This window comes from bacterium, assembly GCA_035703895.1.
In the GTDB taxonomy this organism is placed as follows: Bacteria; Sysuimicrobiota; Sysuimicrobiia; order Sysuimicrobiales; family Segetimicrobiaceae; genus Segetimicrobium.
In genome coordinates this window covers 1-23,824 of sequence record DASSXJ010000307.1, presented here as the reverse complement: position 1 = coordinate 23,824, position 23,824 = coordinate 1, and the positions used below count along the sequence as shown (strand labels likewise).

At 68.0% G+C, this 23,824-nt stretch carries 24 protein-coding genes; 13 read left to right on the top strand and 11 right to left on the bottom strand.

Annotated features, from left to right (window positions below):
* Window positions 1-8 precede the first annotated feature (8 nt).
* Genes VFP86_20195 through VFP86_20185 form a run of 3 tightly spaced genes read right to left on the bottom strand, consistent with a single transcriptional unit; the run spans window position 9 to window position 2,272 of the window.
* Complete coding sequence (locus VFP86_20195) at window positions 9-452, bottom strand: ribonuclease domain-containing protein (protein ID HET9001972.1); 444 nt, start codon at window positions 450-452, stop codon at window positions 9-11.
* Window positions 452-1,105 (bottom strand): phospholipase, encoded by a 654-nt coding sequence (locus tag VFP86_20190; protein HET9001971.1) that lies wholly within the window; start codon window positions 1,103-1,105, stop codon window positions 452-454. The genes VFP86_20195 and VFP86_20190 overlap by 1 nt, the downstream gene beginning before the upstream one ends.
* A gap of 27 nt (window positions 1,106-1,132) precedes the next feature.
* On the bottom strand, window positions 1,133-2,272 hold the full coding sequence (locus VFP86_20185) for a permease (GenBank protein ID HET9001970.1): 1,140 nt from the start codon (window positions 2,270-2,272) through the stop codon (window positions 1,133-1,135).
* 186 nt (window positions 2,273-2,458) lie between these two features.
* Between VFP86_20185 and VFP86_20180 the strand changes: the two genes are divergently transcribed.
* Window positions 2,459-6,739, top strand: a complete 4,281-nt coding sequence (locus VFP86_20180; GenBank protein HET9001969.1) for a DEAD/DEAH box helicase — start codon at window positions 2,459-2,461, stop codon at window positions 6,737-6,739.
* A gap of 65 nt (window positions 6,740-6,804) precedes the next feature.
* Here the strand turns inward: VFP86_20180 and VFP86_20175 are convergent, their stop codons facing one another.
* The 6 genes from VFP86_20175 to VFP86_20150 form a co-directional block, all read right to left on the bottom strand.
* Complete coding sequence (locus VFP86_20175) at window positions 6,805-7,326, bottom strand: redoxin family protein (GenBank protein ID HET9001968.1); 522 nt, start codon at window positions 7,324-7,326, stop codon at window positions 6,805-6,807.
* Between the two features lie 70 nt (window positions 7,327-7,396).
* Window positions 7,397-8,125 (bottom strand): cytochrome c biogenesis protein CcdA, encoded by a 729-nt coding sequence (locus VFP86_20170; protein HET9001967.1) that lies wholly within the window; start codon window positions 8,123-8,125, stop codon window positions 7,397-7,399.
* 32 nt (window positions 8,126-8,157) lie between these two features.
* Window positions 8,158-8,460, bottom strand: a complete 303-nt coding sequence (locus tag VFP86_20165) for a TlpA disulfide reductase family protein (protein ID HET9001966.1) — start codon at window positions 8,458-8,460, stop codon at window positions 8,158-8,160.
* Between the two features lie 3 nt (window positions 8,461-8,463).
* The gene (locus tag VFP86_20160) at window positions 8,464-8,664 is read right to left on the bottom strand and encodes a hypothetical protein (protein ID HET9001965.1); all 201 of its coding nucleotides are present in this window, start codon (window positions 8,662-8,664) and stop codon (window positions 8,464-8,466) included.
* A gap of 90 nt (window positions 8,665-8,754) precedes the next feature.
* The gene (locus tag VFP86_20155) at window positions 8,755-9,282 is read right to left on the bottom strand and encodes a hypothetical protein (GenBank protein ID HET9001964.1); all 528 of its coding nucleotides are present in this window, start codon (window positions 9,280-9,282) and stop codon (window positions 8,755-8,757) included.
* A 105-nt stretch (window positions 9,283-9,387) separates the two neighbouring features.
* Window positions 9,388-10,308: a PHB depolymerase family esterase gene (locus VFP86_20150; protein ID HET9001963.1), complete on the bottom strand. Its 921-nt coding sequence runs from the start codon at window positions 10,306-10,308 to the stop codon at window positions 9,388-9,390.
* A gap of 182 nt (window positions 10,309-10,490) precedes the next feature.
* Here VFP86_20150 and VFP86_20145 point away from each other — a divergent pair, with 182 nt between their 5' ends.
* The 11 genes from VFP86_20145 to VFP86_20095 all read left to right on the top strand — a co-directional run bounded on the left by VFP86_20145 (window position 10,491) and on the right by VFP86_20095 (window position 21,789).
* Window positions 10,491-11,333, top strand: coding sequence for an ABC transporter ATP-binding protein (locus VFP86_20145; GenBank protein ID HET9001962.1), 843 nt, complete (start codon window positions 10,491-10,493; stop codon window positions 11,331-11,333).
* Complete coding sequence (locus VFP86_20140) at window positions 11,302-12,177, top strand: ABC transporter permease (GenBank protein HET9001961.1); 876 nt, start codon at window positions 11,302-11,304, stop codon at window positions 12,175-12,177. The genes VFP86_20145 and VFP86_20140 overlap by 32 nt, the downstream gene beginning before the upstream one ends.
* Before the next feature lie 109 nt (window positions 12,178-12,286).
* Window positions 12,287-13,312: an ABC transporter substrate-binding protein gene (locus VFP86_20135; GenBank protein ID HET9001960.1), complete on the top strand. Its 1,026-nt coding sequence runs from the start codon at window positions 12,287-12,289 to the stop codon at window positions 13,310-13,312.
* A 157-nt stretch (window positions 13,313-13,469) separates the two neighbouring features.
* Window positions 13,470-14,561, top strand: a complete 1,092-nt coding sequence (locus tag VFP86_20130) for a zinc-binding dehydrogenase (GenBank protein ID HET9001959.1) — start codon at window positions 13,470-13,472, stop codon at window positions 14,559-14,561.
* 109 nt (window positions 14,562-14,670) lie between these two features.
* Window positions 14,671-15,000: an SHOCT domain-containing protein gene (locus VFP86_20125; protein ID HET9001958.1), complete on the top strand. Its 330-nt coding sequence runs from the start codon at window positions 14,671-14,673 to the stop codon at window positions 14,998-15,000.
* 6 nt (window positions 15,001-15,006) lie between these two features.
* Window positions 15,007-15,696 (top strand): response regulator transcription factor, encoded by a 690-nt coding sequence (locus VFP86_20120; GenBank protein HET9001957.1) that lies wholly within the window; start codon window positions 15,007-15,009, stop codon window positions 15,694-15,696.
* Window positions 15,689-16,864 (top strand): HAMP domain-containing sensor histidine kinase, encoded by a 1,176-nt coding sequence (locus VFP86_20115; protein ID HET9001956.1) that lies wholly within the window; start codon window positions 15,689-15,691, stop codon window positions 16,862-16,864. Before VFP86_20120 ends, VFP86_20115 begins: the two co-directional genes overlap by 8 nt.
* Window positions 16,861-18,252: a TolC family protein gene (locus VFP86_20110; GenBank protein ID HET9001955.1), complete on the top strand. Its 1,392-nt coding sequence runs from the start codon at window positions 16,861-16,863 to the stop codon at window positions 18,250-18,252. Before VFP86_20115 ends, VFP86_20110 begins: the two co-directional genes overlap by 4 nt.
* Complete coding sequence (locus VFP86_20105; GenBank protein HET9001954.1) at window positions 18,249-19,784, top strand: efflux RND transporter periplasmic adaptor subunit; 1,536 nt, start codon at window positions 18,249-18,251, stop codon at window positions 19,782-19,784. The genes VFP86_20110 and VFP86_20105 overlap by 4 nt, the downstream gene beginning before the upstream one ends.
* Window positions 19,781-20,575 (top strand): ABC transporter ATP-binding protein, encoded by a 795-nt coding sequence (locus tag VFP86_20100; GenBank protein HET9001953.1) that lies wholly within the window; start codon window positions 19,781-19,783, stop codon window positions 20,573-20,575. Before VFP86_20105 ends, VFP86_20100 begins: the two co-directional genes overlap by 4 nt.
* On the top strand, window positions 20,572-21,789 hold the full coding sequence (locus VFP86_20095; protein HET9001952.1) for an ABC transporter permease: 1,218 nt from the start codon (window positions 20,572-20,574) through the stop codon (window positions 21,787-21,789). The genes VFP86_20100 and VFP86_20095 overlap by 4 nt, the downstream gene beginning before the upstream one ends.
* Before the next feature lie 31 nt (window positions 21,790-21,820).
* Here the strand turns inward: VFP86_20095 and VFP86_20090 are convergent, their stop codons facing one another.
* Together VFP86_20090 and VFP86_20085 are read right to left on the bottom strand one after the other, a co-directional pair.
* Window positions 21,821-21,967, bottom strand: a complete 147-nt coding sequence (locus VFP86_20090) for a hypothetical protein (protein ID HET9001951.1) — start codon at window positions 21,965-21,967, stop codon at window positions 21,821-21,823.
* 20 nt (window positions 21,968-21,987) lie between these two features.
* Window positions 21,988-23,106, bottom strand: coding sequence for an alanine--glyoxylate aminotransferase family protein (locus VFP86_20085; protein HET9001950.1), 1,119 nt, complete (start codon window positions 23,104-23,106; stop codon window positions 21,988-21,990).
* 260 nt (window positions 23,107-23,366) lie between these two features.
* On the opposite strand from VFP86_20085, the gene VFP86_20080 reads away from it, so the two are divergent.
* A partial coding sequence (locus VFP86_20080) for a class I SAM-dependent methyltransferase (protein HET9001949.1) occupies window positions 23,367-23,824 on the top strand: 458 nt, incomplete at its 3' end.

Sequence of the window (23,824 nt, the reverse complement as noted above, 5' to 3'; positions counted from 1 at the left end):
CGGCCGGCTCAATTCATTGGGATGAAGTCGCGGTAATGGTCGTCCGTATAATACGCTTTTCCGGTCCGCACCTCGAGGACGATCCGCTCGGGACCCCGATCGCGTCCGGGTACCTTGGGGTTCACGTCGTATTCTCGGTACACGCCCCGCGGCAGTCTGTGCTCACGGTTCTGAAACACCCTGCCCCCGGTGTACCCGGGAGGGGGCTCGCCGTGCCGGCGGAGGATCAGCGCCAGGACGTCCCTGGCGCGCGCCGGCGGTTCCTTCTCGATGACGGACGCGGACCGAGGTGAGGCGTGGGACGCCGCGCCGGGCCGTCCCACCTCGCTCGACGCGGCGTGGTTCGACGTCGGCCTGGGGGGCGCGACCGATCCCGACCGCGGTCCGCAGCCGGCGGCCAGGAGAAGGGCGACCAGGCCCGCCGTCCAGGAGATCGCGAATGCGCGCCGCATCAGTCCGGGAGGCGTCTCCGGATCCAGGGAACGAGCTCGACGAGGAACATCGGGTCGATCGTATGGGCGAGCGGCGACTCATGATAGCGCACCGCGGCGCCGGCGCGTTCCAGGAGATCGCGCGCACGCCGCGCAAAGCCGACCGGGATCAGGTCATCGTAGGTGCCGTGTCCGATCGCGATCGGGGGCAGCGGGCGCCCCAGATCGACCTCGAACCCCTCCACGGTGGGGATGTATCCGCTCAGCGCGACGATGGCCGCCGGGCGCGGTCGATCGGGCCCGAGGCCCAGCGCATAGCTCATCACCGCGCCCTGCGAGAAGCCGCCGATCGCGGTGCGCTCCGGAGGAATGCCGGTCTCCTCCGCAAGGGCGTCAAGCCAGGCGCTCACGAGGCGATACGTGGGGCGGAAGGTGTCCGGATCGGGATGCCCGGCCTGCCGCGTCACATACCAATGCGCGCCACCGGGAGGAAGCACGAGGGGAGCCCGGGGGGTCACTCCGAGCAGCCGCCGTTGTGGGTCGAGGACATCGAGCAGCGAGTAGAGATCGTGTTCGTCGGCGCCGCGACCGTGGAGCAGGACCAACGCCCCGAGAGGGTTTTCGGTCCCGGGTCGAACACGATGGATCAGGGAGTTGAGCCCGGGCTCGTTCACCACGCGTCCACCTTGTGGTGGATGCCCTCACATTTCATGGGATCCTCCCATCGGTTTGTTCATCATCCCGAGCATCGCGGGTCCACCGGTCCGGATGAAGCGCCAGATCAGGAGGCCCGCGAGGACCAGGAACCCGAGGTTCAGGACGGTCGTGTAGTTCCAGGTGACGCGCGCTTCGGTCACCACGGCATGCCGCGTCGCTGGCACCCACCCGGCGGCATGGAAGAGCAGTTCAACGATCAACCCCGCCGCCGCCATCGCCACATAGGAGACCACGAGCAGATACGCAGCCATGCGGATCCCGTAATACTTCCGATAGATGTTGAGGATGGGCGCGATGATGAGATCGGCGAAAATGAACGAGATCGCCCCGCCGAAGCTGATCCCGCCGTTCCACAGCACGGCCGCCAGCGGGACGTTGCCCACGGAGCACACGAACGACACGATGGCGACGATCGGGCCCACGAGCGGGCCCCAGATCAGCGCCAGCCGCGGGTGGCCGATCAGGAAAAATCCCCTCCAGAACGCGTCCGGGACCCACGCGGCGATCGCCCCCGCGATGAGCAGCCCTCCCGCGATGTCCATCCACACCGCCGCCCAATCCATCACGAAGTAGTGGCTCACCGCCGTGAATCCTTCGGGGGAGAGGGCCCTGATCCACAGCGGCCGGGAGTCGATCACAGACATGTCCATCTCAGCATGGCCTTCCATGCGGCCCACGAGGCCCTCGTCGGCACGCCGGCGCGCTTCCTGCACCAGCGGGCGGCGCAGCGTGGCCCGAAACGCCATCCATAAAATGACGATCATGATCGGGCCACCGATGAACTCGGCGAGCGTGAACTGCCAGCCGAGCAGGACGGCCATGATGACGCCGAGTTCGATGACGAGGTTCGTCGATGCGAACTGAAAGACGATCGCCGCGGTGAAGTCGGCCCCTTTTCGGAACAAGGATCGGGCGAGCGCGACGGCGGCGTAGGAGCAGGAGGACGAGGCGAACCCAAACAGGCTGGCGAGCGTCACGCTCCGCGCGGAGTCATTTCCCAGGAGGCGGACCATCTCTTTCTTGGACACAAACGCCTGCACGCCCGCCGATAGAGTGAATCCCAAGATCAGCGGCCAGAGAATCTCCCAGAGCATCCCGAACGAGAAGCTGAGTGCCTTGACCATCGCCGTTGCCGGACGTTCCCGAGCGCCGGCGGGAAAACCTTTCCCATTACGTTGCAACGTGCGCCCGCTCCGCACCCCCGAAACTGTCGAAGCGCCGTGTGGGCGGCGGTGCACAGCCCAGGGGCCGCGCGGTACAATAGGGGGGAGCCACACCACGACGCACGCATCCGGAGCCCTCGCATCGCGATGACCGATTCCCACAATCCGACAGACGCCCTCGCGGCGTTCGATCCGCTCGTCCGGCAGTGGTTTGCCGACCGGTTCACGGCCCTCACGGCGCCGCAGGCGGCCGGGTGGCCGCACATCGCCTCGGGCCGGGACGTGGTGATTGCCGCGCCCACCGGATCGGGGAAGACGCTGGCCGCATTCCTCTGGTCCATCAACCGCCTGGTCGCGCGCGCGGCGGCGGGCGGCCTGGACGATCGCACCGACGTCATCTACGTCTCCCCGCTCAAAGCGCTCGGCAACGATATCGAGAAGAACCTGCAGGAGCCGCTGGAGGGGATCCGGCGTCTCGCCGAGGCGGCGGGGCGGTCCCTGCCCGAGATTCGGGTGATGGTGCGGTCGGGGGACACCCCCGCCCGCGACCGCGCGCGGATGGTGCGGCGTCCGCCGCACATCCTGATTACCACCCCCGAGTCGCTGTACATCCTCCTCACCGCGGAGGGGAGCCGCCGCATGTGTGAGGCGGCCGGCACTGTGATCGTGGACGAGATCCACGCCGTCGCCGGCGACAAGCGCGGCGCACATCTGGCGCTTTCCCTCGAGCGGTTGGACGCGCTGTGCGGTCGGAGGCTCCAGCGCATCGGGCTCAGCGCCACGCAGAAGCCCATCGAGGAGATCGCCCACCTGCTGGTCGGCACCGGCGACCCGCACGCGGGCCGGCCCCCGTGCGCTATCGTCGACGTCGGGCACCGGCGCGAGATGGATCTCGCGATCGAGGTACCGGATCAGGAGCTGGGGCCGATCACGACGCATGGATTGTGGGATGAGGTCTACGACCGCATCGCGGGCCACGTCGGCCGGCACCGCACCACGCTCGTGTTCGTCAACACGCGCCGTCAGGTGGAGCGTACCGCGCATGCGCTGAGCGCGCGTCTGGGCGAGGGTCGGGTGGCCGCGCATCACGGGAGCCTCAGCAGACCGGTGCGCCTTGCGGCGGAACAGCGGCTCAAGTCCGGCGAAGTGCCGGTTGTGGTAGCCACCGCATCTCTGGAGCTGGGGATCGACATCGGGCACGTCGATCTGGTGTGTCACGTCGGCGCCCCCCGGGCGATCGCCACGCTGCTGCAGCGGGTGGGGCGATCGGGCCACTGGCTCGGCGCGGTGCCGAAGGGCGTGTTCTTCCCCCTGACCCGCGACGATCTGCTCCAGTGCGCCGCGGCCGTCCGCGGGGTGCGGGACGGCGTGCTCGACCGCATCTTCCTCGCGCAGGCGCCGCTCGACGTGCTGGCCCAGCAGATGGTGGCTGCGGTCGCGGCGGCAGAGATGGGGGAGGAGGAGCTGTTTACGCTCGTGCGCCGTGCGTGGCCGTATCGGACCCTCGAGCGCAGCGCGTTCGATGCGGTGCTGGAGATGCTGAGCGAAGGCGTCGCCGGGCGCCGGGGACGGCGCGGCGCCTACATCCACCGCGATCGCGTCCACGCGCGGCTCCGGCCGCGGCGGGGAGCGCGCCTCGTGGCGATCACGTGCGGCGGCGCGATCCCCGACATCGGCGATTACGACGTCGTCGAGGAGGCGACCGGCACCTTCGTCGGCCGCGTGAACGAGGACTTCGCGATCGAGAGCCAGGGCGGCGACATCTTCCTCCTCGGGAACATGTCGTGGCGGATCCGGCGCGTCGCCGCAGGCCGCGTGTTGGTCGAGAACGCCCACGGGCTGCCGCCGAGCTCGCCGTTCTGGCTGGGGGAGGCCCCGGCCCGCACCCTCGAATTGTCCCGCGCCGTCTCGGATCTGCGCGAGGCTGTGGCCGCGCGCCTCTGGGATCTCGATGCGGCCGTCCGATGGCTCGTGGACGAGACCGGACTCGACGAGGCGGGGGCGCGGCAGGTCGCGGCGTACGTGGCGGAGACGACGGCGGCCCTCGGCGTCGTCCCCAGCCAGCGGACCATCGTCGCCGAGCGGTTCTTCGACGAGAGCGGCGGGATGCAGCTCGTGCTTCACGCGCCGTTCGGCGGCCGAATCACACGAGCATGGGGACTGGCGCTGCGCAAACGGTTCTGCCTCACCTTCGATTTCGAGCTGCAGGCGGCGGCGACCGACGACGGACTCGTCCTTTCGCTCGGGGAGCAGCACTCCTTCCCCTTGGAGAGCGTGTTCGGGATGGCCCGGCGCAGCACGCTCGAGGCCGACCTCGTGCAGGCGATGCTCGTGTCGCCGATGTTTGCGAACCGGTGGCGATGGAACGTCACGAGAGCCCTGGCGGTGCTGCGGCAGCAGGGGGGCCGCCGTGTGCCGATCGCGCTCCAGCGCATGCGGTCGGACGACCTGATGGCGGCCGTGTTTCCTGAACAGGTGGCCTGCGGGGACAACCACGCCGGACCCATCATCCCGCCGGACCACCCCCTCGTGAACGAGACGATCGGGAACTGTCTGCGTGAAGCGATGGATGTGGACGGGCTGCACGCGATCCTCGAGCAGATCGAGCGCGGCGAGATCCGGACGGTCGCCGTCGAAACCCCGGCGCCGTCGCAGATGTCCCACGAGATCCTCAACGCGAATCCGTACGCGTTCCTCGACGACGCGCCGCTCGAGGAGCGCCGTGCGCGCGCGGTGTCGCTCCGCCGCGCCGTTCCGGAGCTCGCGGGCAACCTCGGGAAGCTGGACCCGGCCGCGATCGAAGAGGTGCGGGCCCAGGCCTGGCCCGACATCCGGACCCCGGACGAGCTGCACGATCTCCTGCTCACGGTGGGGCTCCTCCCGGCGGTCGAGGCGGGGCCGTGGAAGGCGATGGCGGACGCGCTCGTAGACACCGAGCGGGCCGCGGTTGCCGAGCGGATCGTGGACGGGTCTCCCCACACCGCCTATGTCGCCGCGGAACGGCTCCCCTGGCTGAGCGCGCTGGGATGCGGCGTGCGATTCGTGCCCCCGCTCTCCGTGCCCTCGGGCGTCCCCGGCGATGTCGGCGCCGAGACCGCGGCGCAGGCGATCGTCCGCGGGTGGATGGAGTGCCTCGGCCCCGTGACCGCAGGCTCCCTCGCACTTCGCCTCGGCCTTCCACGGAAGGTCGTCGACCAGGCGCTGCTGTTGCTGGAGGCATCGGGGGGAATCCTGCGCGGCCGGTTCACCGAGGAGGCGGCAGGCGATACGGAGTGGTGCGACCGCCGGTTGCTGAGCCGGATCCATCGGTTGACCCTCGGGCGGCTGCGGCGCGAGATCGAGCCCGTGTCACCGACGATGTTCATGCGGTTTCTGTTCCGGTGGCAGCACCTCCACTCGGGTACCCAGCTCCACGGCCGCGCCGGGCTTCTCGAGGTGATCCAGCAGCTCCAGGGGTTGGAGCTTCCCGCCACCGCGTGGGAAGATCAGGTCCTCCCAGCGCGCGTGCGATCGTATGACCCGATGGACCTGGAGCAGGTGTGCCTCTCGGGCCATGTGGCGTGGGGCCGCCTGCGGCCCACCCGCGACGATCCCGAGACCGGCGGCGCCCTCGTCCGGCGCTCCCGCCGGACGCTCACCCGGCAGGCCCCCCTCGCGTTTGTGCTGCGCGAGGCGCTCCCGGCATTCGTCGAGCCACCAGGCGGGAACGAGACCGCCGGGGATCTCAGCGCAACGGCTCGGGATGTGTACGACGTGCTCGTCCGGCGAGGCGCGTCCTTCCTGGCCGACATTGCGCGAACCGTCCGGCTCCTGCCCGCGCAGGTGGAAGCGGCACTGTGGGAGCTTGTGGCGCGGGGGTTGGTCACCGGCGACGGGATCGCCGGACTGCGGTATCTTCTCCGCCGGGAGAGCCGCCATCGCAGCCGCCGCGGCGGCGCGCGAGACATGCCGCTCGGACGCTGGTCGTTGTGGCGGACCGACCTCTCCGATCCGCTCCCCTCGTCTGAGGAGCGGCTCGAGGTCGCCGCGCGCCAGCTGCTCCGCCGGTACGGGGTCGTCTTTCGCGAGGCGCTCGCCCGGGAGACCCAGGCTCCGCCGTGGCGCAGCCTGCTCACGGTCTATCGGAGATGGGAGGCCTCTGGTGAGATCCGCGGCGGCCGTTTCGTCGACGGGGTGATCGGCGAGCAGTACGCGCTTCCCGCCGCGGTCGAGGCCCTGCGCGCCGTCCGCCGGCAGGATACTTCCGGCGAAACCGTGCTCGTGCCGGCTGCCGATCCGCTGAACCTGGCTGGTATTCTCACCCCGGGCCCCAGGGTGCCGGTCTCTTCAGGCCACCTGATCGTCTATCGCGATGGGCTGCCGGTTACCTCGGGGCCGTTAGGGGTCGTTCGGAGCCACCTCCAACCCGCCGTCCAACCCGTCGCGTAGCGTGCCCGTACCAAACGAACGAGGCGCGCGGGCCATCCCGCGCGCCTCTGCGTCGAAGCGGTGGTTTAGTTCTGCTCCGCCAGGAGCTGGGCGATCGTCCGGTCCGTGGTGTCGTACTCACCTTCGCCGATATGCGTGTAGCGGATGCTCCCGTGCTTGTCGACGAGGTAGAGCGTCGGCCAGTAGACGTTTTTGTAAGCGTCCCAGATCTTGAAGTCGTTGTCCATCACGACAGGGTACTTGATGCCTTCCTTGGCGATGGACTGCTGGACGTACTGCTGGGAGTGTTCGTGCGCGAACTCGGGCGAGTGCACGCCCACCACAACGAGGCCCTTTGACCGGTACTTGGCGTCCCACTGCTTGACATAGGGGAGGGTGTTGATGCAGTTGATGCACCCCCCGGTCCACATCTCCACCGCGACGACCTTCCCATGGAGATCCGCAAGCGTGAGCGCCTTTCCACCGGTGTTGAACCAGGGTCCTCCACCTACAAAGTCGGGGGCTTTCGCGGTGCCCACCGCGCCTCCAGGCAGCGCCGCGAGCCCCACCACGGCCAGGAGCAGGGCGGGCATCAAGAGAGACCGCATTCGATCACCTCCGGAGCGTCTCAGGTCCGCTTTCACGGTAGGGCGGCTTTGTCATATTTTGATAAAGGCCCTACAGGGCCGGCCGAACGGGGAACACCTGCAGGATCCACGCGTTCAGGCGGAACACCAGATCGAACACCAACGCCGCCCCCATCACGACGAGGAACACGCCGCTCGCGGTCTCGATGACCCGGGCGTAGCGGCTGAGCGACCGAAGGGCCTCAAACGTCGTTGTCAGGAGGACCGCGGTCGCCAGGAACGGGATGCCGAGGCCAAGCGAGTACACAAACAGGAGCACCGCCCCGTCGGCGGCGCGCTGGGTGGTCGCGGCCAGCGTGAGGATCGAGCCCAGCACCGGCCCGACACAGGGTGTCCACGCGAAGCCGAACGCCATGCCGATCGGGAACGCCCCGAGCACCCCTCCCCGCCGATGTTCCACCTGGACGCGCCGCTCCCGCGCCAGGCCCGGGATCTTGATCACCCCGAGCAGGATGAGCCCGAGGAGGATGATGATGACGCCGCCGATGCGACTGAGAAGCTGCCGGTTGCCGAGCACGAAGGCGCCAAAGAAGGATGCGGAGGCTCCCAGCCCCGTGAAGATCACCGAGAAGCCGAGGATGAACACGACGGTCGCGACGAGGACCCGGCCCAGATGCTGCCGGCGTTCCGACAGTTGCATCTCCCACAGCGAGACGCCCGAGACGAAGGAGACGTACCCGGGGATCAGCGGCACCACGCACGGGGAGAAGAATCCGAGCACCCCGGCGGCGAACGCGACCACGAGATTGAGATGCTGCATTGTTGTGCACCTTCCGCCGTTGGCGACCGGCGTTATCTGCCGGTCACCTTCTTAATCGCGGCGACCAGGGCCTCTTCGTTCGGCGGACCGTACCCGGTCGAGAGCAGCTGCCCGTTTTTGTCGATCACCGCCCAGTACGGCTGGTACGTGAAACCGTAGAGTTTGGCGACTTTTCCATCCCCATCGTACCCGTTCGGGAAGGAGAGGTGATGCCGTCGGACAAACGCCTGGCACGCTTCCTTCGTGCCCCCGAGCCCGACGCCCACGAGCTTCACGCCGCTCTCTTTCCACTTCTCGTACACACGCTCCCACCCGGGGGCGTCCTGGTTGCAGATCGGTCACCACGGCGTCCAGAAGAGGAGAATGACGGGCGAGCCCTTGAGGTCGACCAGACTCAACGTCTTGCCCTCGAGCAGCCCCAACGTGAACGCCGGCGCCGGACCCGACGCGGCAGACACCTGCACTGGCAAGACACCCATGAGCATCGCCGCGGTCAACGCCAGCGCAACGGCGCGTCCGCTCGACCGATGTCTCGACATGTCTCACCTCTCACGTGCGCAATGGCACACGTGCACCATACCAGCCGAGTGTAAAGATTCTTTAAAGACGGGTTGCCGGGATTCGCCCGCTCAGAAGCACGTAAAGGCCGTTGGCGTCGAGGTCACCAGCGTCGAGCTGGACGTCACCACCGCCGGCGCAGAGTTCACGGTGACGATCGTCGCGCTCGACGAGGTGATCACCGGCACGGTCATCGTGCCCCCGCCGGCGACGCTGATAGTCGCCACTCCCGAGCCCACCTGGGCGAACTGGAGCGGAGAGGTCAACCCTCCGCCGCTGACCGGGGTTGCCGCCACCACCGTCGGGGCGCACGTCTTCGCAAATGTCGAGGTGGGAATGATCATCGGCGCGTTGGCAGGTCCGACGGTCGTAAAGGCCGGGATCACGCCGACGACGTTCCCATTGTCGGAGCAAATCGTGACGTGCACCTGCGCGGGAATCTGCATCGGCGCCGACGCCGGACCGACCGCCCGGACCATCACGGCGGTCCCTTGGGTGCAGGTCACCTGTGCGTGGGCCGCGATCGGTACTCCGGCGACCGCCGCCGCGGTCACTCCCACGCCGACGAGCATCGTCAGCAGTACGTTGCCGTGCCTCATGGAATCCCCTCCGGTCCTCCGCGGACCCTTCCTCTCATGTTACATACGGCACTCTGCCGCCACACGTTCATTATGCCACCCGGGTGTCACAAAAGGCTACACTCCTTACTCCTTCGGATGGCGCTCGAAGAACTCCCAGATGATCTCGGTGGCGTTGATCTGGCGGCTCACCGGCCCGAGCAGCGGAAACCACGCGGTCCCCGGCCAGGTATGCCCGCCGCCGATGACCGTGTAGAGCGCAACATCACTCGTGCTCCTGCACGGACCGTACGTGGCGCGGCGAATGCGCGTGGCGTCATCGGGGTGGCTCGGGGGGAGATCGGCAAGGCGGGGGGTGGTGGGGCACCCATCGAGTCTGTTCCACAGCGCTGTCGTGTCCTCGACCGACAGCACCCTGCCGCGCGCCGGCTGATTCAAGATGTCTCCGCCCTCATACAAGACAAACCGATCCTCGGTGCCGTGGAATTCCACCACGGAGACGGACGTCTTCGGTGCACAGCGCGGCGCCTCGGGCGCGGCGATCGTCCCTGCGACCGGTCCGATCGCCGCGATCTTCCCGGACAGCTCACACCCGAGGCGGTGCGAGAGGATGCCGCCGTTGGACATGCCGGTGGCGTAGATCCGGTGAGGATCGATGGGCAGGGTGTTCCTCAGATGATCGATCATGGCGGAGACAAAGCCGACGTCGTCCACGAGCCCGGTGGTTCCCCGGCCGTCGTTCCATTGCCGGTCCACCCCCTCGGGATAGACGACCACAAAGCCTCGTGCGTCCGCCAGTTCGCTGAACCCGTAGAGTCTCGCAGCACCCTTGGCTCTTCCGCCGCCGCCGTGGAATACGAGCACCAGGGGAAGCCTGCCTCCGATTGGCGCGGTCGCGGGCAGGTGAACATGATAGATGCGCTGGACGGCGCCGATCTCGATGCTCTCAGTCCGATCCTCTGCTGCGCCAATGGCAGGGCCCCCCGCCCAGAGGGAGCACGCCAGCATGACGGCAAGGTACAGACCGCCGCGTCTCAGTCGCTTCATTGGACCCTCCCACGTGAGTCCGGAACGCCGGACCGAAATCCGCATATCTTAGCGGCTCGTATCCAGAATTAATTCCCTATCCGGGCGCGATGACGCCGTGATACGATGGGTCGGGCGGCCAAATAGTCCGAGCGGACAGGTCGCGTTGGGGGCAGACGCTGGCGGATTCAGGCGATACGGTCATGGTTGGCGGCCAGGCCTCGGCCGGGTCTGCGATCGGCGTGCCCGTGATCGAGTTGCGAGATGTCACGAAACGGTTCCGGACGCCCAGCCGGACGTTCTACACAGCCGTGCGGGACCTTTCGTTTACGATCGCTCGGGGCGAGTTCTGCGCCATTGTCGGCCCGACCGGATCAGGCAAGTCGACCACCCTGAGCCTCATCGCCGGCCTCGAAACCCCAAGTCAGGGACAGGTGCTCGTGGCGGGGGAACCCGTCGCGGGGGTCACCCGGCGTGCCGGCTACATGTTTCAAACCGACGCGGTCTTCCCCTGGAAAAACGTTCTCGAGAACGTCTCCACCGGCCCGGTCTATCGGGGGGTGGCTCGGGCGGAGGCGCGCCGCCGCGCGCGTGATTGGATCGCCCGCGTGGGCCTGGCCGGATTCGAGGACCGCTACCCCAACCAGCTCAGCGGCGGGATGCGCAAGCGCGTCTCCCTCGCGCAGAGCCTGATCAACGAACCGGAAATTTTGTTGATGGACGAGCCGTTCGGGGCGCTGGACGTGCAGACCCGCATCTTGATGGAAGGAGAGCTGCTGGAACTGTGGGCGCAGACATCTGCGTCCGTCGTGTTCGTCACGCATGACCTCGAGGAGGCCATCTCACTTGCGGATCGCGTCCTGGTGTTCACGGCCGCACCGGCGACGCTGAAGCGGTCGTACGAGATCGATCTTCCGCGGCCACGGAACGTGACCGAGATCCGCTTCGATCCCCGGTTTACCCGTCTGTACCAGCAGATCTGGGAGGATCTTCGCAGCGAGGTTGTGATCGCCTATGAGCGTGCTACCAACCGCGCGAGCGCCTGACGCCATCTCTACAACGGCCCTGGCCGGCGAAGAACTCGCCGCCGAGCTGCGCGAACGCCGGTGGACCCGGATCGAGCGGGTCCTCCAGGTCGCGGTGTTCGCGGTGATCGTGGGGGGATGGGAGCTCACCGCCCGAGTGGGCCTGGTCGATCCGTTCTTCTTCGGGCAGCCGTCGGGGATCGCAGGGACCATCTGGCGGTGGACCACCCGGGGCACACCGGCGGGGCCGCTCTGGCAGCACGTGACGGTAACGCTGGAGGAGACGATCCTCGCATTCTTGATTGGCGTGTTGATCGGTGTCGTCGCCGGGTTCGCCCTCGCGCGGAACCGGGTCCTCGCGGCGATCTTCGGCCCGTACGTTCGGATGGGCAACGCGATCCCGCGCGTGATCCTCGGATCGATCTTTGTGATCTGGCTCGGGCTCGGGATGGCCAGCAAGGTGGCGCTGGGTGTGACCCTGACCTTCTTCATCGTGTTTTTCAACGCCTTCCAGGGTGTGCGCGAGGTCGATCCCAACCTTGTGAACAACGCGCGCATTCTCGGTGCGAGCCCGCGACAGCTCTCATTCGATGTGATGCTGCCCTCTGCGCTGACCTGGATCACGACGAGCCTGCACACCAGTTTCGGGTTTGCCCTGATCGGGGCGGTGGTGGGGGAGTTCCTCGGCGCGACCCACGGCCTCGGATACCTCGTGGCAACGGCGCAAGGCGCGTTCAATACCAACGGCGTCTTTGCCGCTATGGTCATTCTCTCCGTGGTCGCCCTGATCGCTGATGCCCTGATGACGAAGCTGGAGCACTGGCTGACGCCGTGGCGCCCTTCGGCACAGCGGCCCGGGCCATGATGGGAGGCGCCGCGCGCGAGGCCCGACACGGACCATTGGACTGCCGCGGGAGAACACCCAGGTGCGGCCGAACGTATAGAGTATGCACGAGACGAGAGGGAGGGAGTGGATGATGCGAGCCAAGGTCCTTGTGGCCATGCTCTTAAGCATTCTGTTGCTCGGCATCGGAAGCACAGGCCCCCTCGGGGCACAGGCGCCGCCGAAACTCAGCGTCGTTGTGGGTGGCCTCGAGAAGATCATCTACCTGCCGGCGATGCTCACGCAGCGCCTCGGGTACTTCAAGGAGATGGGCGTCAACGTCGACCTCATCGACGAGGCCGCCGGCGTGGACGCGGAGAACGAATTGCTGGCGGGACGCATCGATGGGGTGGTGGGCTTCTACGATCACTCGATCGACCTGCAGTCCAAGGGCAAGCTTGTGGAGCAAGTGATCAATCTGGACCGGGTCCCCGGTGAGGCGCTGGTGGTCTCCAACGCGTCCGGGATCAAGACGCTGGCCGATCTCAAGGGCAAGAAGATCGGCGTGACCGGCCTGGGGTCCTCGACGAACTTCCTCGCGGCGTTCCTGGTGACGAAGGGGGGCGGCGACCGGACGCAGTACACGCCGCTGGCCGTGGGTGCGGGCAACACGCTCATCGCCGCGATGCAGCAGAACCGGATCGATGCCGGGGTGACCACTGAACCGACGGTCTCCCGCCTCGAGAAGATCGGCCTGGCGCATGTGCTCGTGGACATGCGTACCGCGGCCGGCACCCGCGGCGCGCTCGGCGGAACGTACCCAGCGGCGTGCTTGTACATGAAGGCGGACTGGGTGAGCAGCCACAAGGAGGCGGTGCAGCGGGCCGTGGCCGCGTTCGCCAAGACCCTCCAGTACCTGCAGACCCACACGCCTTCGCAGGTCGCCGACCAGATGCCGGAAGACTACTACGTGGGCGACAAGCCGCTCTACCTCAAGGCACTCGCGGCGAGCATGAACATGTTCAACCCGACCGGGATGATGCCGCCCGACGGCCCGGCGACGGTGCTGAAGGTGCTCTCGACGTTCAACAAGGATATGGATCCGAGCAAAATCGATCTGAAAAAGACCTTCACCGACGAATTCGTGACAGGCGCGGCCAAGATGATGCACAAGTAGTCGGCCGCATCACTCAGGTCCACTCCACGAGGCGCGGGGAAGGCGAGACTTCCCTGCGTCTCGTGTTCTTCGCGACCGGTGAGCTGCTCGAACGGCGCGGTCGGGGAGACCGCGGCGGCCTCGGCGAAGAAAGCCCTGTGCGTCCAGGAGGTGCGGTATGCGCGGCACCGTGGTGGTGTTGGTGGAACCCAAGCGGACCGAGTTGCGGGAGTACGACGTGGCCGACCCCGGGCCGGGCGAGGTGCTCCTCGAGGTTTCTCGCGCCAACGTCTGCGGTTCTGAGCTGCACATCTGGCGCGGCCATCATCCTACGGTCAAGATGGGCAGCGTGCTCGGGCACGAGATGATGGGACGGGTGCTGGCGCTCGGCGAGGGGGTTGAGACGGATTTCGTCGGCGCGCCCCTGCGCCGGGGGGACCGAGTCGTCTGCGCCTACTTCATCACGTGCCGCAAGTGCCCGGCGTGTCAGGCGGGCCGGTTCAACCTGTGTCTCAACTGTTACCGGTACTGGTCGCAGCCGGCCGATGCCCCGCCGCACTTTCACGGCGCGTTTGGCACGCACTACTACGTCCACCGGGACCAGTACCTGTATAAAGTCCCCGACGCGGTGCCCGACGGCGCCGCGGCCAGCGCCAACTGCGCCCTCTCCGAGTTACTGTTCGGACTCGACCAGGCCGGGGTCGCCTCTGGGGAGCAGGTGGTGGTGCAGGGCGCTGGGGGCCTCGGCCTCTGCGCGCTCGCGGTCGCCAAGGCGCGGGGGGCCCGGACGATCGTTATTGAGGGCGTCCCCAGACGGCTGGAACTCGCGCACCGGTTTGGCGCGGATCTCGTCGTCGATCTGCGGGAGCACGACACGCCCGAGGCTCGGGCGGCCCGGGTGCAGTCGCTCACGGGCGGCCTGGGGGCGGACGTGGCGGTCGAGGTGACCGGTGTGCCCGCGGCATTCGCCGAGTCCATCCATCTCGTCAGGCCCGGCGGCCGGGTCGTGGAGCTGGGGAACATTTCCCCCGGACGCACGACCCCGTTCGATCCCGGCACGCTTACCCGCAGAGGCGTGCAGATCATGGGGACCATCCGCTATCATCCCTGGTACCTCAAGCGGGCCCTGGACTTTCTTGCCGCAACGCGGGACCGCTATCCGTTCGAAGCGGTGCTCGACGCGGAGTATCCACTGCGGGAGGTCGGGAAGGCGCTCGAGGACTCCGATCAGCGGAGGGTCACGCGGGCGTCGCTCGTGATGGCGCGCTAAAGGCCGGCACTCCGGTTCATGACATATTCATGAGGGGTTCACAACTTCTTCGAACCCGGACGGGATACTAAATATGCCCTACAGATGGCCTCATTACGGAGGTGTTTCGATGCGAACGCGGCGGATTCTCCCGCTGCTTCTGCTGGCCGCGGTAGTCCTGAGCGAGGCGATCCCGGCTCTCGCCCAGCCCATGCGGCCCTTTGGGCCCCGAGCCCTCGGTGACCATCCGCACGGCCCGTGGATCGTGGCAGCATTCGGCCTGTTCATGCTTCTGCGGGCGCTCGTGGTGATCGGCCTCGTCATCGTGGTCTGGCGGCTGGTGAGCGCGCGCGGCCTGTGGCAGCGGCCGGATTCGGCGACGCAGGTCCTGCGTGAACGGTACGCCCGGGGCGAGATCGGTGAGGAGGAGTACCGCAAGCGCCTCGAGACGCTTGCGTGAGGCCCGATGCCCAGGATCCTGGTGGTGGAGGACGAGTCCCAGATCGTCGATCTGCTGCGGTCGTATTTGCGGCGTGACGGGTTCGAGGTGGACGAGGCCGCCGACGGCGAAGTGGCCCTTGCCGCCGCGGCCCGCCTGCGGCCCGACCTCATCATCTTGGACCTCATGCTCCCGAAGATGGACGGACGCGAAGTCTGCCGGCGCATCCGCGAGACGGCCAACACGCCGATCATCATGCTCACGGCGCGCGACGAGGAGACCGACAAACTACTCGGGCTCGAGCTCGGGGCCGATGATTACATCACGAAGCCGTTCAGCCCGCGCGAAGTTGTCGCGCGCGTCCGTGCGGTGCTCCGGCGGGGCTCCCGGGAGACCGTCGAGGTGGTCCGGGCCGGCGATCTCCTGATCGATCTCCGGGCCCACGAGGTGAGCCTCGGAGGCCGGCGCGTGGAATTGACCCCAACCGAGTTCCGGCTCCTCGAGACCATGGCCGGCCATCCCAACCAGGTCTTCACGCGGATGCAGCTGATCGATCGCGTGCAGGGGCACGCCTTCGAAGGATACGAGCGCACCGTTGACGCGCATATCAAGAACCTTCGCGGCAAGGTGGAACCCGATCCCAAGACGCCGCGCTATATCGTGACGGTGTACGGCGTCGGGTACAAGTTCATGACCGGGAACGACCGCCATGCGTAGCGTCCGCGTGAAGCTGAGCGCGGCGTTCATCTTTATCGCGGTGCTCCAGACCGTCCTGACCGCGATCTTCGCCGGCTACCAGGCGCGCCAGACGTTCCGCCAGTACGTCGAGCGGGCCGGGCAGGAACATGGAGTCGGGCCCCGGGTGGGCCCCGGTGGCCCGATCGTGATCCCGCCCCAGGGGGGGACGCCGCCTCAGGGCGCGATCCGGCGGCCGTTCGGTCCCCGGGAGATCCTGTTCTCGAGCCGCATTCGGGACTCGATCTGGGCCGGCACGTTGGTCGCGGCGAGCGTGGGGGTGCTGATCGCGCTGTGGATGACGAGCCGCATCGTCAAGCCGGTCGTCGAGCTGACGGGAGCGGCCCGTGCTGCCACCCAGGGGTTGCCCTTGCCGCTCGTAGCCGTGGCCGGGAACGACGAGGTGGCCGAGTTGAGCAAGGCCTTCAACCGCATGGCGGTCCGGCTGGCCGAAGAAGATAGCCAGCGGCGCCGCCTCTTCGCCGGCATCGCGCATGAACTGCGCACTCCGCTCTCTGTGATCCAGGGCACGCTGGAGGGGATCCTGGATCGCGTGGTGAACCCGACGCCCGAACGGATCGCCGCCCTGCACAGCCAGGCCGTGCTGCTCAAGCGTCTCATCACGGACCTGCGCGATCTTTCGCTCGCGCAGGCCGGGCAGCTGCAGCTCAACCGGCGCACGATCGACATCTCCGGGGTCGTGCGCGAAACACTCGAAGCGCTGGCCCCGCTCGCGGACGAGCGGACCATCGAGCTCCGGCTTGAGCCCTCGAGGAGCCTTCCCACGATTGCGGCCGACGCGGATCGGATGCGCCAGGTGGTGCAGAACTTGGTCGAGAACGCGCTCCGCCACACGCCGCCCGGAGGCGAGGTCCGGGTGAGGCTGCGGGACGGGAACGGCGACGGCGTTCATCTACAGGTGGCCGATACCGGCAGCGGGATCCGCCCGGAGGATCTCCCGCACATCTTCGAACACTTCTACCGCGCCGACGAATCCAGAGCGCGGAGCAGCGGCGGTACGGGAATGGGGCTCGCCATCGTCAAGTCGCTGGTTGAGGCGCACGGCGGGCACGTGAGCGTGGAGAGTTCCCCCGGCGCCGGCAGCACCTTCACTGTGACACTCCCGAGGCATACGGAGGAGGAGGCATGACCCATCGATCCGTGGCATCGTTCATTGGAGCCTGCGTGCTGGCCGTGGGTGTGGCGCTCCCTCAGGCACCCGTTCTTGCCGCCATGCCCGCGCAGACGGTCGCTCAGGCGAGCGCACCCGCCGCTTCGACCCTCACGCTGGCTGCGGCCCTGCAGGAGGCGCAGACCCACAACCCGCAGGTGGCGGCCGCCCAGCAGGTCGTGGTGGCGGCGCAGCAGAACATCACCGTGGCGCGCGCGGGGTTGGCCCCTTCGCTCACGGCCAACGGCACGGGCGCCTACGGCACCTCGTCTGCGACGTCGTTTTCCACCACCTCGGGCGTGGCGGTCCCGCTGCAGACTGTCACGGGGACCGGCACGCTGTCCGTGTCGGCAAGTCTGCCGCTCTACGATAGCGGCCGAACGCGGGCGAACGTCGCTTCCGCCGAAGCCGCGCTGGCGTCCGCCCAGGCGGTACTGCGGAAGACGACGAACGACAACGCCCTCGCGGTCGCCACGGCCTTCTATAGCGTCCTCCAAGCGCAGCGGCTGACCACCGTGCAGCAGGCGGTCCTTGCGCAGGCGCAGGCGCAGCTCGCGCTCGCCCAGGGGCGGTTTCGCGCGGGAGTGGCTGCACAGTCGGATGTGATCCAGGCGCAGTCACAGGTGGCGCAGGCGCAGGTCACGCTCCTTCAGGCCCAGTCCCAGATCGCCACCTCAAAGGCCAACCTCCAGACCGCCATCGGAGTGGACGCGTCGACGCCGGTCGAGGTGCAGGCCCCGCCCAGCCCTTCGCTCGCCGTCGGGGGATCCGGCGCCGCCGCGATGCAGGCTGCGGAAACCAACCGGCCGGAGGTCACCCAAGCGCAGGCCAGTGTGGCGACCGATCAGGCGGCCCTTGATCTCGCGCGGATCAACGCCGGCTTGGTGGCCACCGTCGGGGTCGGGGCGACCTACACGCCGCTCAGCACGAGCCCGATCCTGAACAACGCCGTCTCCTACGGCGTGTCGGGCACGTTGAGCCTGCCCATCTACGATTCGGGGAAGGGGCACGCCGAGATCGCCGCCGCCCAGGCGACGTTGAACAGCGCGCAGGCGCAGCTCGCCGCGGCCCGCCTCACCGTCCGGCAGGATGCCTATCAAGCGTACCTCGCGGCCGTCCAGGGCGCGGCGAACGTGACGGCCACCGAGGCGGCGCAGGCCGCCGCCGAAGAAGCCCTCCGGGTCACCGAAGGGCGGTACCGCGCCGGCGTCGGCACGATCGTGGAAGTGATCACGGCCCAGGCCACCGCCGCCCAGGCTGAAGTCAATGCTGCGAACGCCGTGTACACGTATCAGAGCGCGCTGGCGACGCTGCAGCACGCGCAGGGGATACCGATTCAGGCCGGCACGTTGGGAGGAGGGCAATGACACTCACATCGGGGGGTGTGCGGCGGGCGGTCATCGCCGGGATCGTCATCCTCGCCCTGGTCGCAGGCGCGCTCTGGGGGATCCGGCGCATCAACACCGGACGCAACAACGTGCGGTATATCTCGCGACCGGTGAGCTATACCGATATCTCCGCGACCGTCAGCGAGACCGGCACGGTGAACCCCGTCGACCCGCCCGGACTGGTGCAGGTGGGCAGCCAGGTGTCCGGGACGATCGCGGCGATTCGAGTCGATTACAACTCGAGGGTCAAGAAGGGCGACGTGCTCGCGACGCTCGACCCGACCACGTTCCAGGCTGCGGTCGAGCAGTTCAGTGCGAACCTGGCGGCGGCGCAGTCCTCAGCCGCGGCCACGCAGAGTGCGGTGACGCAGGCGCAGGCCGGCGTGCAGACGGCGCAGGCGAACTTCCAGCAGGCGCAGGCCAGCCTCCGGAGCGCCCAGGCGAACGCGACAAAGGCGAAGGCCCAGCTCGCCCTCGCCAACCTGACCGTCTCGCGTGACGCGTCGCTCCTCCAGCAGGGGTTTATCCCCCAGAATCAGATGGATACGGACCGCACCGCGGCAGAGGCCAACGCCGATGACTCCCGGGCGGCGCAGGCGGCGGTTGGCGTCGCGCAGGCGCAGGCGAACGCCGCCGCATCCCAGGTGCGCAGCGCGCAGACGCAGGTGGCGACCGCCCAGGCGCAGGCCGCGGCTTCGCAGCACCAGGTCGCGTCCGCCGCCGCGCAGGTGCAGACGGCGCAGTACAACCTCTCGCGGACGGTGATCACCAGCCCGATGGACGGGATCGTCATGGCGCGCAACGTCGCCGCCGGCCAGACCGTGGCCGCATCCTTCCAGACGCCGACCCTCTTTACCATCGCCACGAACCTCACGGACATGCAGGTCGATACCTCGGTCGACGAGGCAGACGTTGGCAACGTGAAGGCGGGCGAGAAGGCGCACATCTCCGTCACGGCGTTTCCGAACATCACGTTCGACGGCGTGGTTCACGAGGTGCGCCTCAACCCGACGATCGTGCAGAACGTCGTGACCTACGATGCAGTCGTGATCGTGCACGACCAGTTGGAACGGCTCAGGCCGGGCATGACCGCGCAGGTGAAGATCGACGTCGCCACGCGGACCCATGTGCTGGCCGTCCCGCTCGCCGCGCTCTTGTATCGCCCGCTCGGCCAGGGCGGTGCCGCGCAGGGAGCGACGGGTGGCGGCGGGTTCGTGGCGGTGGGGGGCGGGGGGTTTGGGCCGCCGGTGGCAAGCACTCCCACCGCGGCTCCGGTCGCCGGAGCGCCCGGCTCGCAGGTGACGGTGTGGGTGCTACGCAGCGGGCGGCCGAGTCCCGTCCGGGTCGTCATCGGCCTGTCCGACGGCCAAAACGTCGAGATCACAGGCGGTCCTCTCCAGGAAGGCGACCGCGTCATCATCGCTCAGGCACGCGGGCCCGCACGGGGCGGTCAGGGCGCAGGCGGCGGGCCGAATGGTGGCGGCGGACCCGGCCGCGCTCCGGGCCCATGAGGGACGGGCCCGCCGCGGGGAGCGGCGCGTCATCGGCCGATCCTCTCATCGACGTCCGGGACCTCACGAAGGTCTACGGGGAAGGCTCGACCGAGGTCCAGGCCCTGCGGGGCGTCAGCCTCTCGATCAATCACGGTGAGTTCGTCGCGATCATGGGCCCGTCGGGCTCCGGCAAATCGACGTTCATGCACCTGTTGGGGTGCCTGGACCGTCCGACCTCCGGATCGTACCGGCTCGCCGGCATGGAGGTGTCGCGCCTGTCGCGCGACCAACTGGCCGATATCCGCAACACCCGCATCGGTTTCGTGTTCCAGAGTTTCAATCTGCTCGCCCGGACCACGGCCCTGGAGAACGTCGAACTCCCGTTGCTCTACGCCGGCGTCAGGCGCGACGATCGGGTCCGCCGGTCGCACGCACTGCTCGAGACCGTGGGCCTCGGGGATCGCCTTGATCACCGGCCGAGCGAGCTCTCGGGCGGGCAGCAGCAGCGTGTGGCCATCGCCCGCGCGCTTGCCAACGGCGCCCCCCTGCTCATGGCCGACGAGCCGACCGGGAACCTCGACAGCACAAGCAGCAGCGAGATCATGACGCTGTTCCGGCGTCTCAACCGCGACCAGGGCATTACCGTCGTCGTGGTGACGCATGACACCGGAGTCGCCGCGTGGTCCAGGCGCATCGTCATCTTTAAGGATGGCCGGATCGTCAATGACCGGCCGGTCGAAGAGGTAATCCCGGAGGCCGCCCGGATGGTGGCATCCGGCGGGCCGGCCCTTTCGGGGGTACAGACATGAACGTCACGGTCCTGCTCCGCGTCGCCTGGCAGGCGCTGCGGCGCAATGCCACCCGCTCGTTCCTGACGATGTTGGGGATCATCATCGGGGTCGGCGCGGTGATTACGTCGATGGCCATCGGCTCGGGGGCGCAGGCGGCGGTTCTGGCGCAGATCGAGAGCCTGGGCGCCAACCTGGTCGTCGTCATCCCGGGTGCGATTTCGAGCGGGGGTGTCAGCCTCGGATCCGGGACGCGGACGTCGCTCAAACTCGATGATGTGACGGCCATTGCCAAGGGCGTCCCCGAGGTCGCCGCGGCGGCGCCGTCGTCGTCGAATAACGCACAGGTCGTGGCCAGCGGCACCAACTGGTACACATCGATTACAGGCAGCACCCCCGCATGGCAAACCGTGCGAAACTGGACGGTCATCCAGGGACGGTTCTTTACCGCGACCGAGGTCGACCAGCGGGCGAAGGTCGCCGTCCTCGGCAGCACGGCGGCGCAGAACCTCTTCCCCGCCGGGGGGGCGGTGGGATCCACGGTGGTCATTAAGAACGTCCCATTCCGCGTGATCGGGTTGCTCCCGTCCAAAGGGCAGTCGGGATTCGGCCGGGACCAGGACGACTTCGTGATGGTGCCGATCAGCACGCTGCAGGCCCGTCTGACCGGCGCCACCTGGGTACAGAGCATCCTCATCACCGCCACCACGCCCGAGGCCGTGCCGGGCGTCATCGACGCGGCGCAACGGCTCCTGCGAATCCGGCACCACCTCGCGGCCTGGCAGCCCGACGACTTCAGCGTCCGGAACATCTCCGACGTGCAGCAGGTCAGGATCGCGACCTCGCAGACCCAGGCCCTGCTCCTCGCCGGCATCGCGGTCGTCTCGCTCGTGGTCGGCGGCATCGGCATCATGAACATCATGCTCGTCTCCGTCACCGAGCGGACACGGGAGATCGGGCTTCGCATGGCCGTGGGGGCGAAAGGGCGCGACATCCTCCTGCAATTCCTGGTAGAGGCCCTCACCCTGTCGTGCATCGGGGGGATCATCGGGATCGGGATGGGGCTGGCCACCGCGCAGGGCGCGTCGACGCTGGCCCATTGGCCGGTGCTGATCTCGTCGTTCTCGATGATCCTCGGGTTTACGTCCGCCGCGGGGGTCGGGGTCGTCTTCGGATTCTACCCGGCGCAACGGGCGGCGGCGCTAGACCCCATCGTCGCGCTCCGATACGAGTAATGCGGTGGGTGACAGAGGATGAATTCAGCGGTTAAAAGAACTTCCACACCCCGTAGACGAAGTAGTAGGCGAGGATCCGCGTCATGTACACGATCGTCTTCATGAGGATATAGCTGGTGACCAATAGCCCCAGGAAGAACTTCCCCCTGAATTTCAACTCGGCCCCCAGACTGTGCATGTGATGCTCCGGCCGTACAGTCACGGAGACGACGGCACGCTCTGACGTAAGCCCGCTTCCAGCGCGCCGAGGAGGTGCTGGACGCGCTCAGGCGTGGCTTGATTCCCGAGATGGCCGATGCGAATGACCTTCCCGGCCAGGTGGTCGAGCCCCCCGGCGACGGCGATGCGGTGCTCGACGCGCAGCCGTTCGATCAGCGCGCTCGGATCGATCCCCTTGGGGGGGTAGGCGACGGTGACGGTGGGCGATGCCCAGCGGGCGTCCGCGAACACCTTGAATCGCAGACGCTCGAGTCCGTCGCGCAGCAACGCGGCCGCACGGCGGTGCCGTTCGAACCTGGCCTCCAGCCCTTCGGTCAAGATCCGCTCCAGCGCCCGGTCGAGCGCCACGATATTGTTGCTGGGAAGCGTGACCGGGTAGGGGTGGTTGGCCCACTCGTGCTCGAACTGCCGCCAGTTGCGGAGGTTGAGATACCACCCCCGCCCCGGCGCGGGCTGGCGGTCAATAAACTGCCAGCCCAGCTCGGTGACCGCGACGGGCGCGACCCCAGGCGGGCTCTCCAGGCACTTTTGTGAGGCGCTGGAGATCGCCGCGACCCCCCAGGCGTCGGTCTCGACCGGAACTCCGGCCAGCGAGGACACCGCGTCGACGGCCGCCGCCGCCCCTTCGGCCCTGGCCACTGCCACGATCTCCTCGATGGGATTGAGCACTCCGGTGGACGTGTCGCTGTGCACAACCGCGAGGACGGAGACCCGCCGTTTCCGGAGCCAGGCGCGTACCTCGGCAGGGTCCGCGGGTCGTTCGTAGGGCACCTGCAGCACTTCGACGTGTGGAGTGTAGGCCCGGGCGATACTGAGCAGCCGGTTGCCGAAGAAGCCGTTTGTGATGACACCCACCGTGCCGTCGATCCCGATGAGCGTTCCGAGCATCGCCTCCAGGCCCCCACTGCCGGACGCCGGGATCGGATAGACCGAGCCGGTGGTCGCGAAGATCCGCTGCAGACGGACGATGAACTGCTTATAGAACGGCAGCCACTCCGGTCCATAGTGCTGGCGGACCGGCTCTCCCATCGCCTCGAGCACGTCCTGGCTGACCGGGACCGGTCCCGGGATCATGAGTTCGAGCGGTCGTTCCGCCATATAGGAGCCTCCTCGCTGGTGGACCGATGCTTCCGTTTCGTGGAAAGGCGGTGGGGCTCCTGTCATTGCGGCCGTGGGTGTCCCCACGCGGAAGCTGTGCAGCAGTGATCACCATTGTGGAGGACAAGTTTCACGTCCAGCATAACCTGTCGGGTGCCCATGGTCGGAGGTGATGTGCCACGCCGAAGACGCAGCGGTATCATGCGCCAGGAAAGCGGGCGGGTAACCGCAACGCGCGTCCCCGGGAGGCTCCGTCCACATTGGGCTGGACGGAAGCCGACTCGGAGGCGTTCGGCGCGGTCGCAGAGATCGCCGTGCCCTCGCGCCGTGTGCAAATCGGGACGTTGACGAGCCTCATCCCCGCGGAGCGGAGGGAAGCGTTCACCGTCGTGGAGCTGGGCGCCGGTCAGGGTGCCCTGGCCCGGGCCGTGCTCCGCGCGTTTCCTTCGTGCCGGTACATCGCGCTCGACGGCTCCGCACGCATGCGCTCCGCCCTCCGGACGACCCTCCGTGCGTTCGGGCGGCGCGCGGCGGTGGGCGAGTTCGAGCTGGCGGATACGGCCTGGCGGAGAGCGCTTCCACGGCCCCTGCGATGCGTCCTGGCCTCCCTGGTCGTGCATCATCTCTCCGACGCCGAGAAGCGGCGGCTGTTTACCGACGTAGCGGCGCGCCTCGAACGCGGCGGCGCCTTTCTATTGGCCGATCTGATGCTCCCGGT

What these genes read in the sequence shown, in the direction of transcription:
- VFP86_20195 (HET9001972.1), bottom strand. Translation starts at nt 452, where the DNA reads ATGCGGCGCGCATTCGCGATCTCCTGGACGGCGGGCCTGGTCGCCCTT.
- VFP86_20185 (HET9001970.1), bottom strand. Translation starts at nt 2,272, where the DNA reads ATGGTCAAGGCACTCAGCTTCTCGTTCGGGATGCTCTGGGAGATTCTC.
- VFP86_20180 (HET9001969.1), top strand. Translation starts at nt 2,459, where the DNA reads ATGACCGATTCCCACAATCCGACAGACGCCCTCGCGGCGTTCGATCCG.
- VFP86_20175 (HET9001968.1), bottom strand. Translation starts at nt 7,326, where the DNA reads ATGCGGTCTCTCTTGATGCCCGCCCTGCTCCTGGCCGTGGTGGGGCTC.
- VFP86_20170 (HET9001967.1), bottom strand. Translation starts at nt 8,125, where the DNA reads ATGCAGCATCTCAATCTCGTGGTCGCGTTCGCCGCCGGGGTGCTCGGA.
- VFP86_20160 (HET9001965.1), bottom strand. Translation starts at nt 8,664, where the DNA reads ATGTCGAGACATCGGTCGAGCGGACGCGCCGTTGCGCTGGCGTTGACC.
- VFP86_20155 (HET9001964.1), bottom strand. Translation starts at nt 9,282, where the DNA reads ATGAGGCACGGCAACGTACTGCTGACGATGCTCGTCGGCGTGGGAGTG.
- VFP86_20150 (HET9001963.1), bottom strand. Translation starts at nt 10,308, where the DNA reads ATGAAGCGACTGAGACGCGGCGGTCTGTACCTTGCCGTCATGCTGGCG.
- VFP86_20145 (HET9001962.1), top strand. Translation starts at nt 10,491, where the DNA reads ATGGTTGGCGGCCAGGCCTCGGCCGGGTCTGCGATCGGCGTGCCCGTG.
- VFP86_20140 (HET9001961.1), top strand. Translation starts at nt 11,302, where the DNA reads ATGAGCGTGCTACCAACCGCGCGAGCGCCTGACGCCATCTCTACAACG.
- VFP86_20135 (HET9001960.1), top strand. Translation starts at nt 12,287, where the DNA reads ATGATGCGAGCCAAGGTCCTTGTGGCCATGCTCTTAAGCATTCTGTTG.
- VFP86_20130 (HET9001959.1), top strand. Translation starts at nt 13,470, where the DNA reads ATGCGCGGCACCGTGGTGGTGTTGGTGGAACCCAAGCGGACCGAGTTG.
- VFP86_20125 (HET9001958.1), top strand. Translation starts at nt 14,671, where the DNA reads ATGCGAACGCGGCGGATTCTCCCGCTGCTTCTGCTGGCCGCGGTAGTC.
- VFP86_20120 (HET9001957.1), top strand. Translation starts at nt 15,007, where the DNA reads ATGCCCAGGATCCTGGTGGTGGAGGACGAGTCCCAGATCGTCGATCTG.
- VFP86_20115 (HET9001956.1), top strand. Translation starts at nt 15,689, where the DNA reads ATGCGTAGCGTCCGCGTGAAGCTGAGCGCGGCGTTCATCTTTATCGCG.
- VFP86_20110 (HET9001955.1), top strand. Translation starts at nt 16,861, where the DNA reads ATGACCCATCGATCCGTGGCATCGTTCATTGGAGCCTGCGTGCTGGCC.
- VFP86_20105 (HET9001954.1), top strand. Translation starts at nt 18,249, where the DNA reads ATGACACTCACATCGGGGGGTGTGCGGCGGGCGGTCATCGCCGGGATC.
- VFP86_20100 (HET9001953.1), top strand. Translation starts at nt 19,781, where the DNA reads ATGAGGGACGGGCCCGCCGCGGGGAGCGGCGCGTCATCGGCCGATCCT.
- VFP86_20095 (HET9001952.1), top strand. Translation starts at nt 20,572, where the DNA reads ATGAACGTCACGGTCCTGCTCCGCGTCGCCTGGCAGGCGCTGCGGCGC.
- VFP86_20090 (HET9001951.1), bottom strand. Translation starts at nt 21,967, where the DNA reads ATGCACAGTCTGGGGGCCGAGTTGAAATTCAGGGGGAAGTTCTTCCTG.
- VFP86_20085 (HET9001950.1), bottom strand. Translation starts at nt 23,106, where the DNA reads ATGGCGGAACGACCGCTCGAACTCATGATCCCGGGACCGGTCCCGGTC.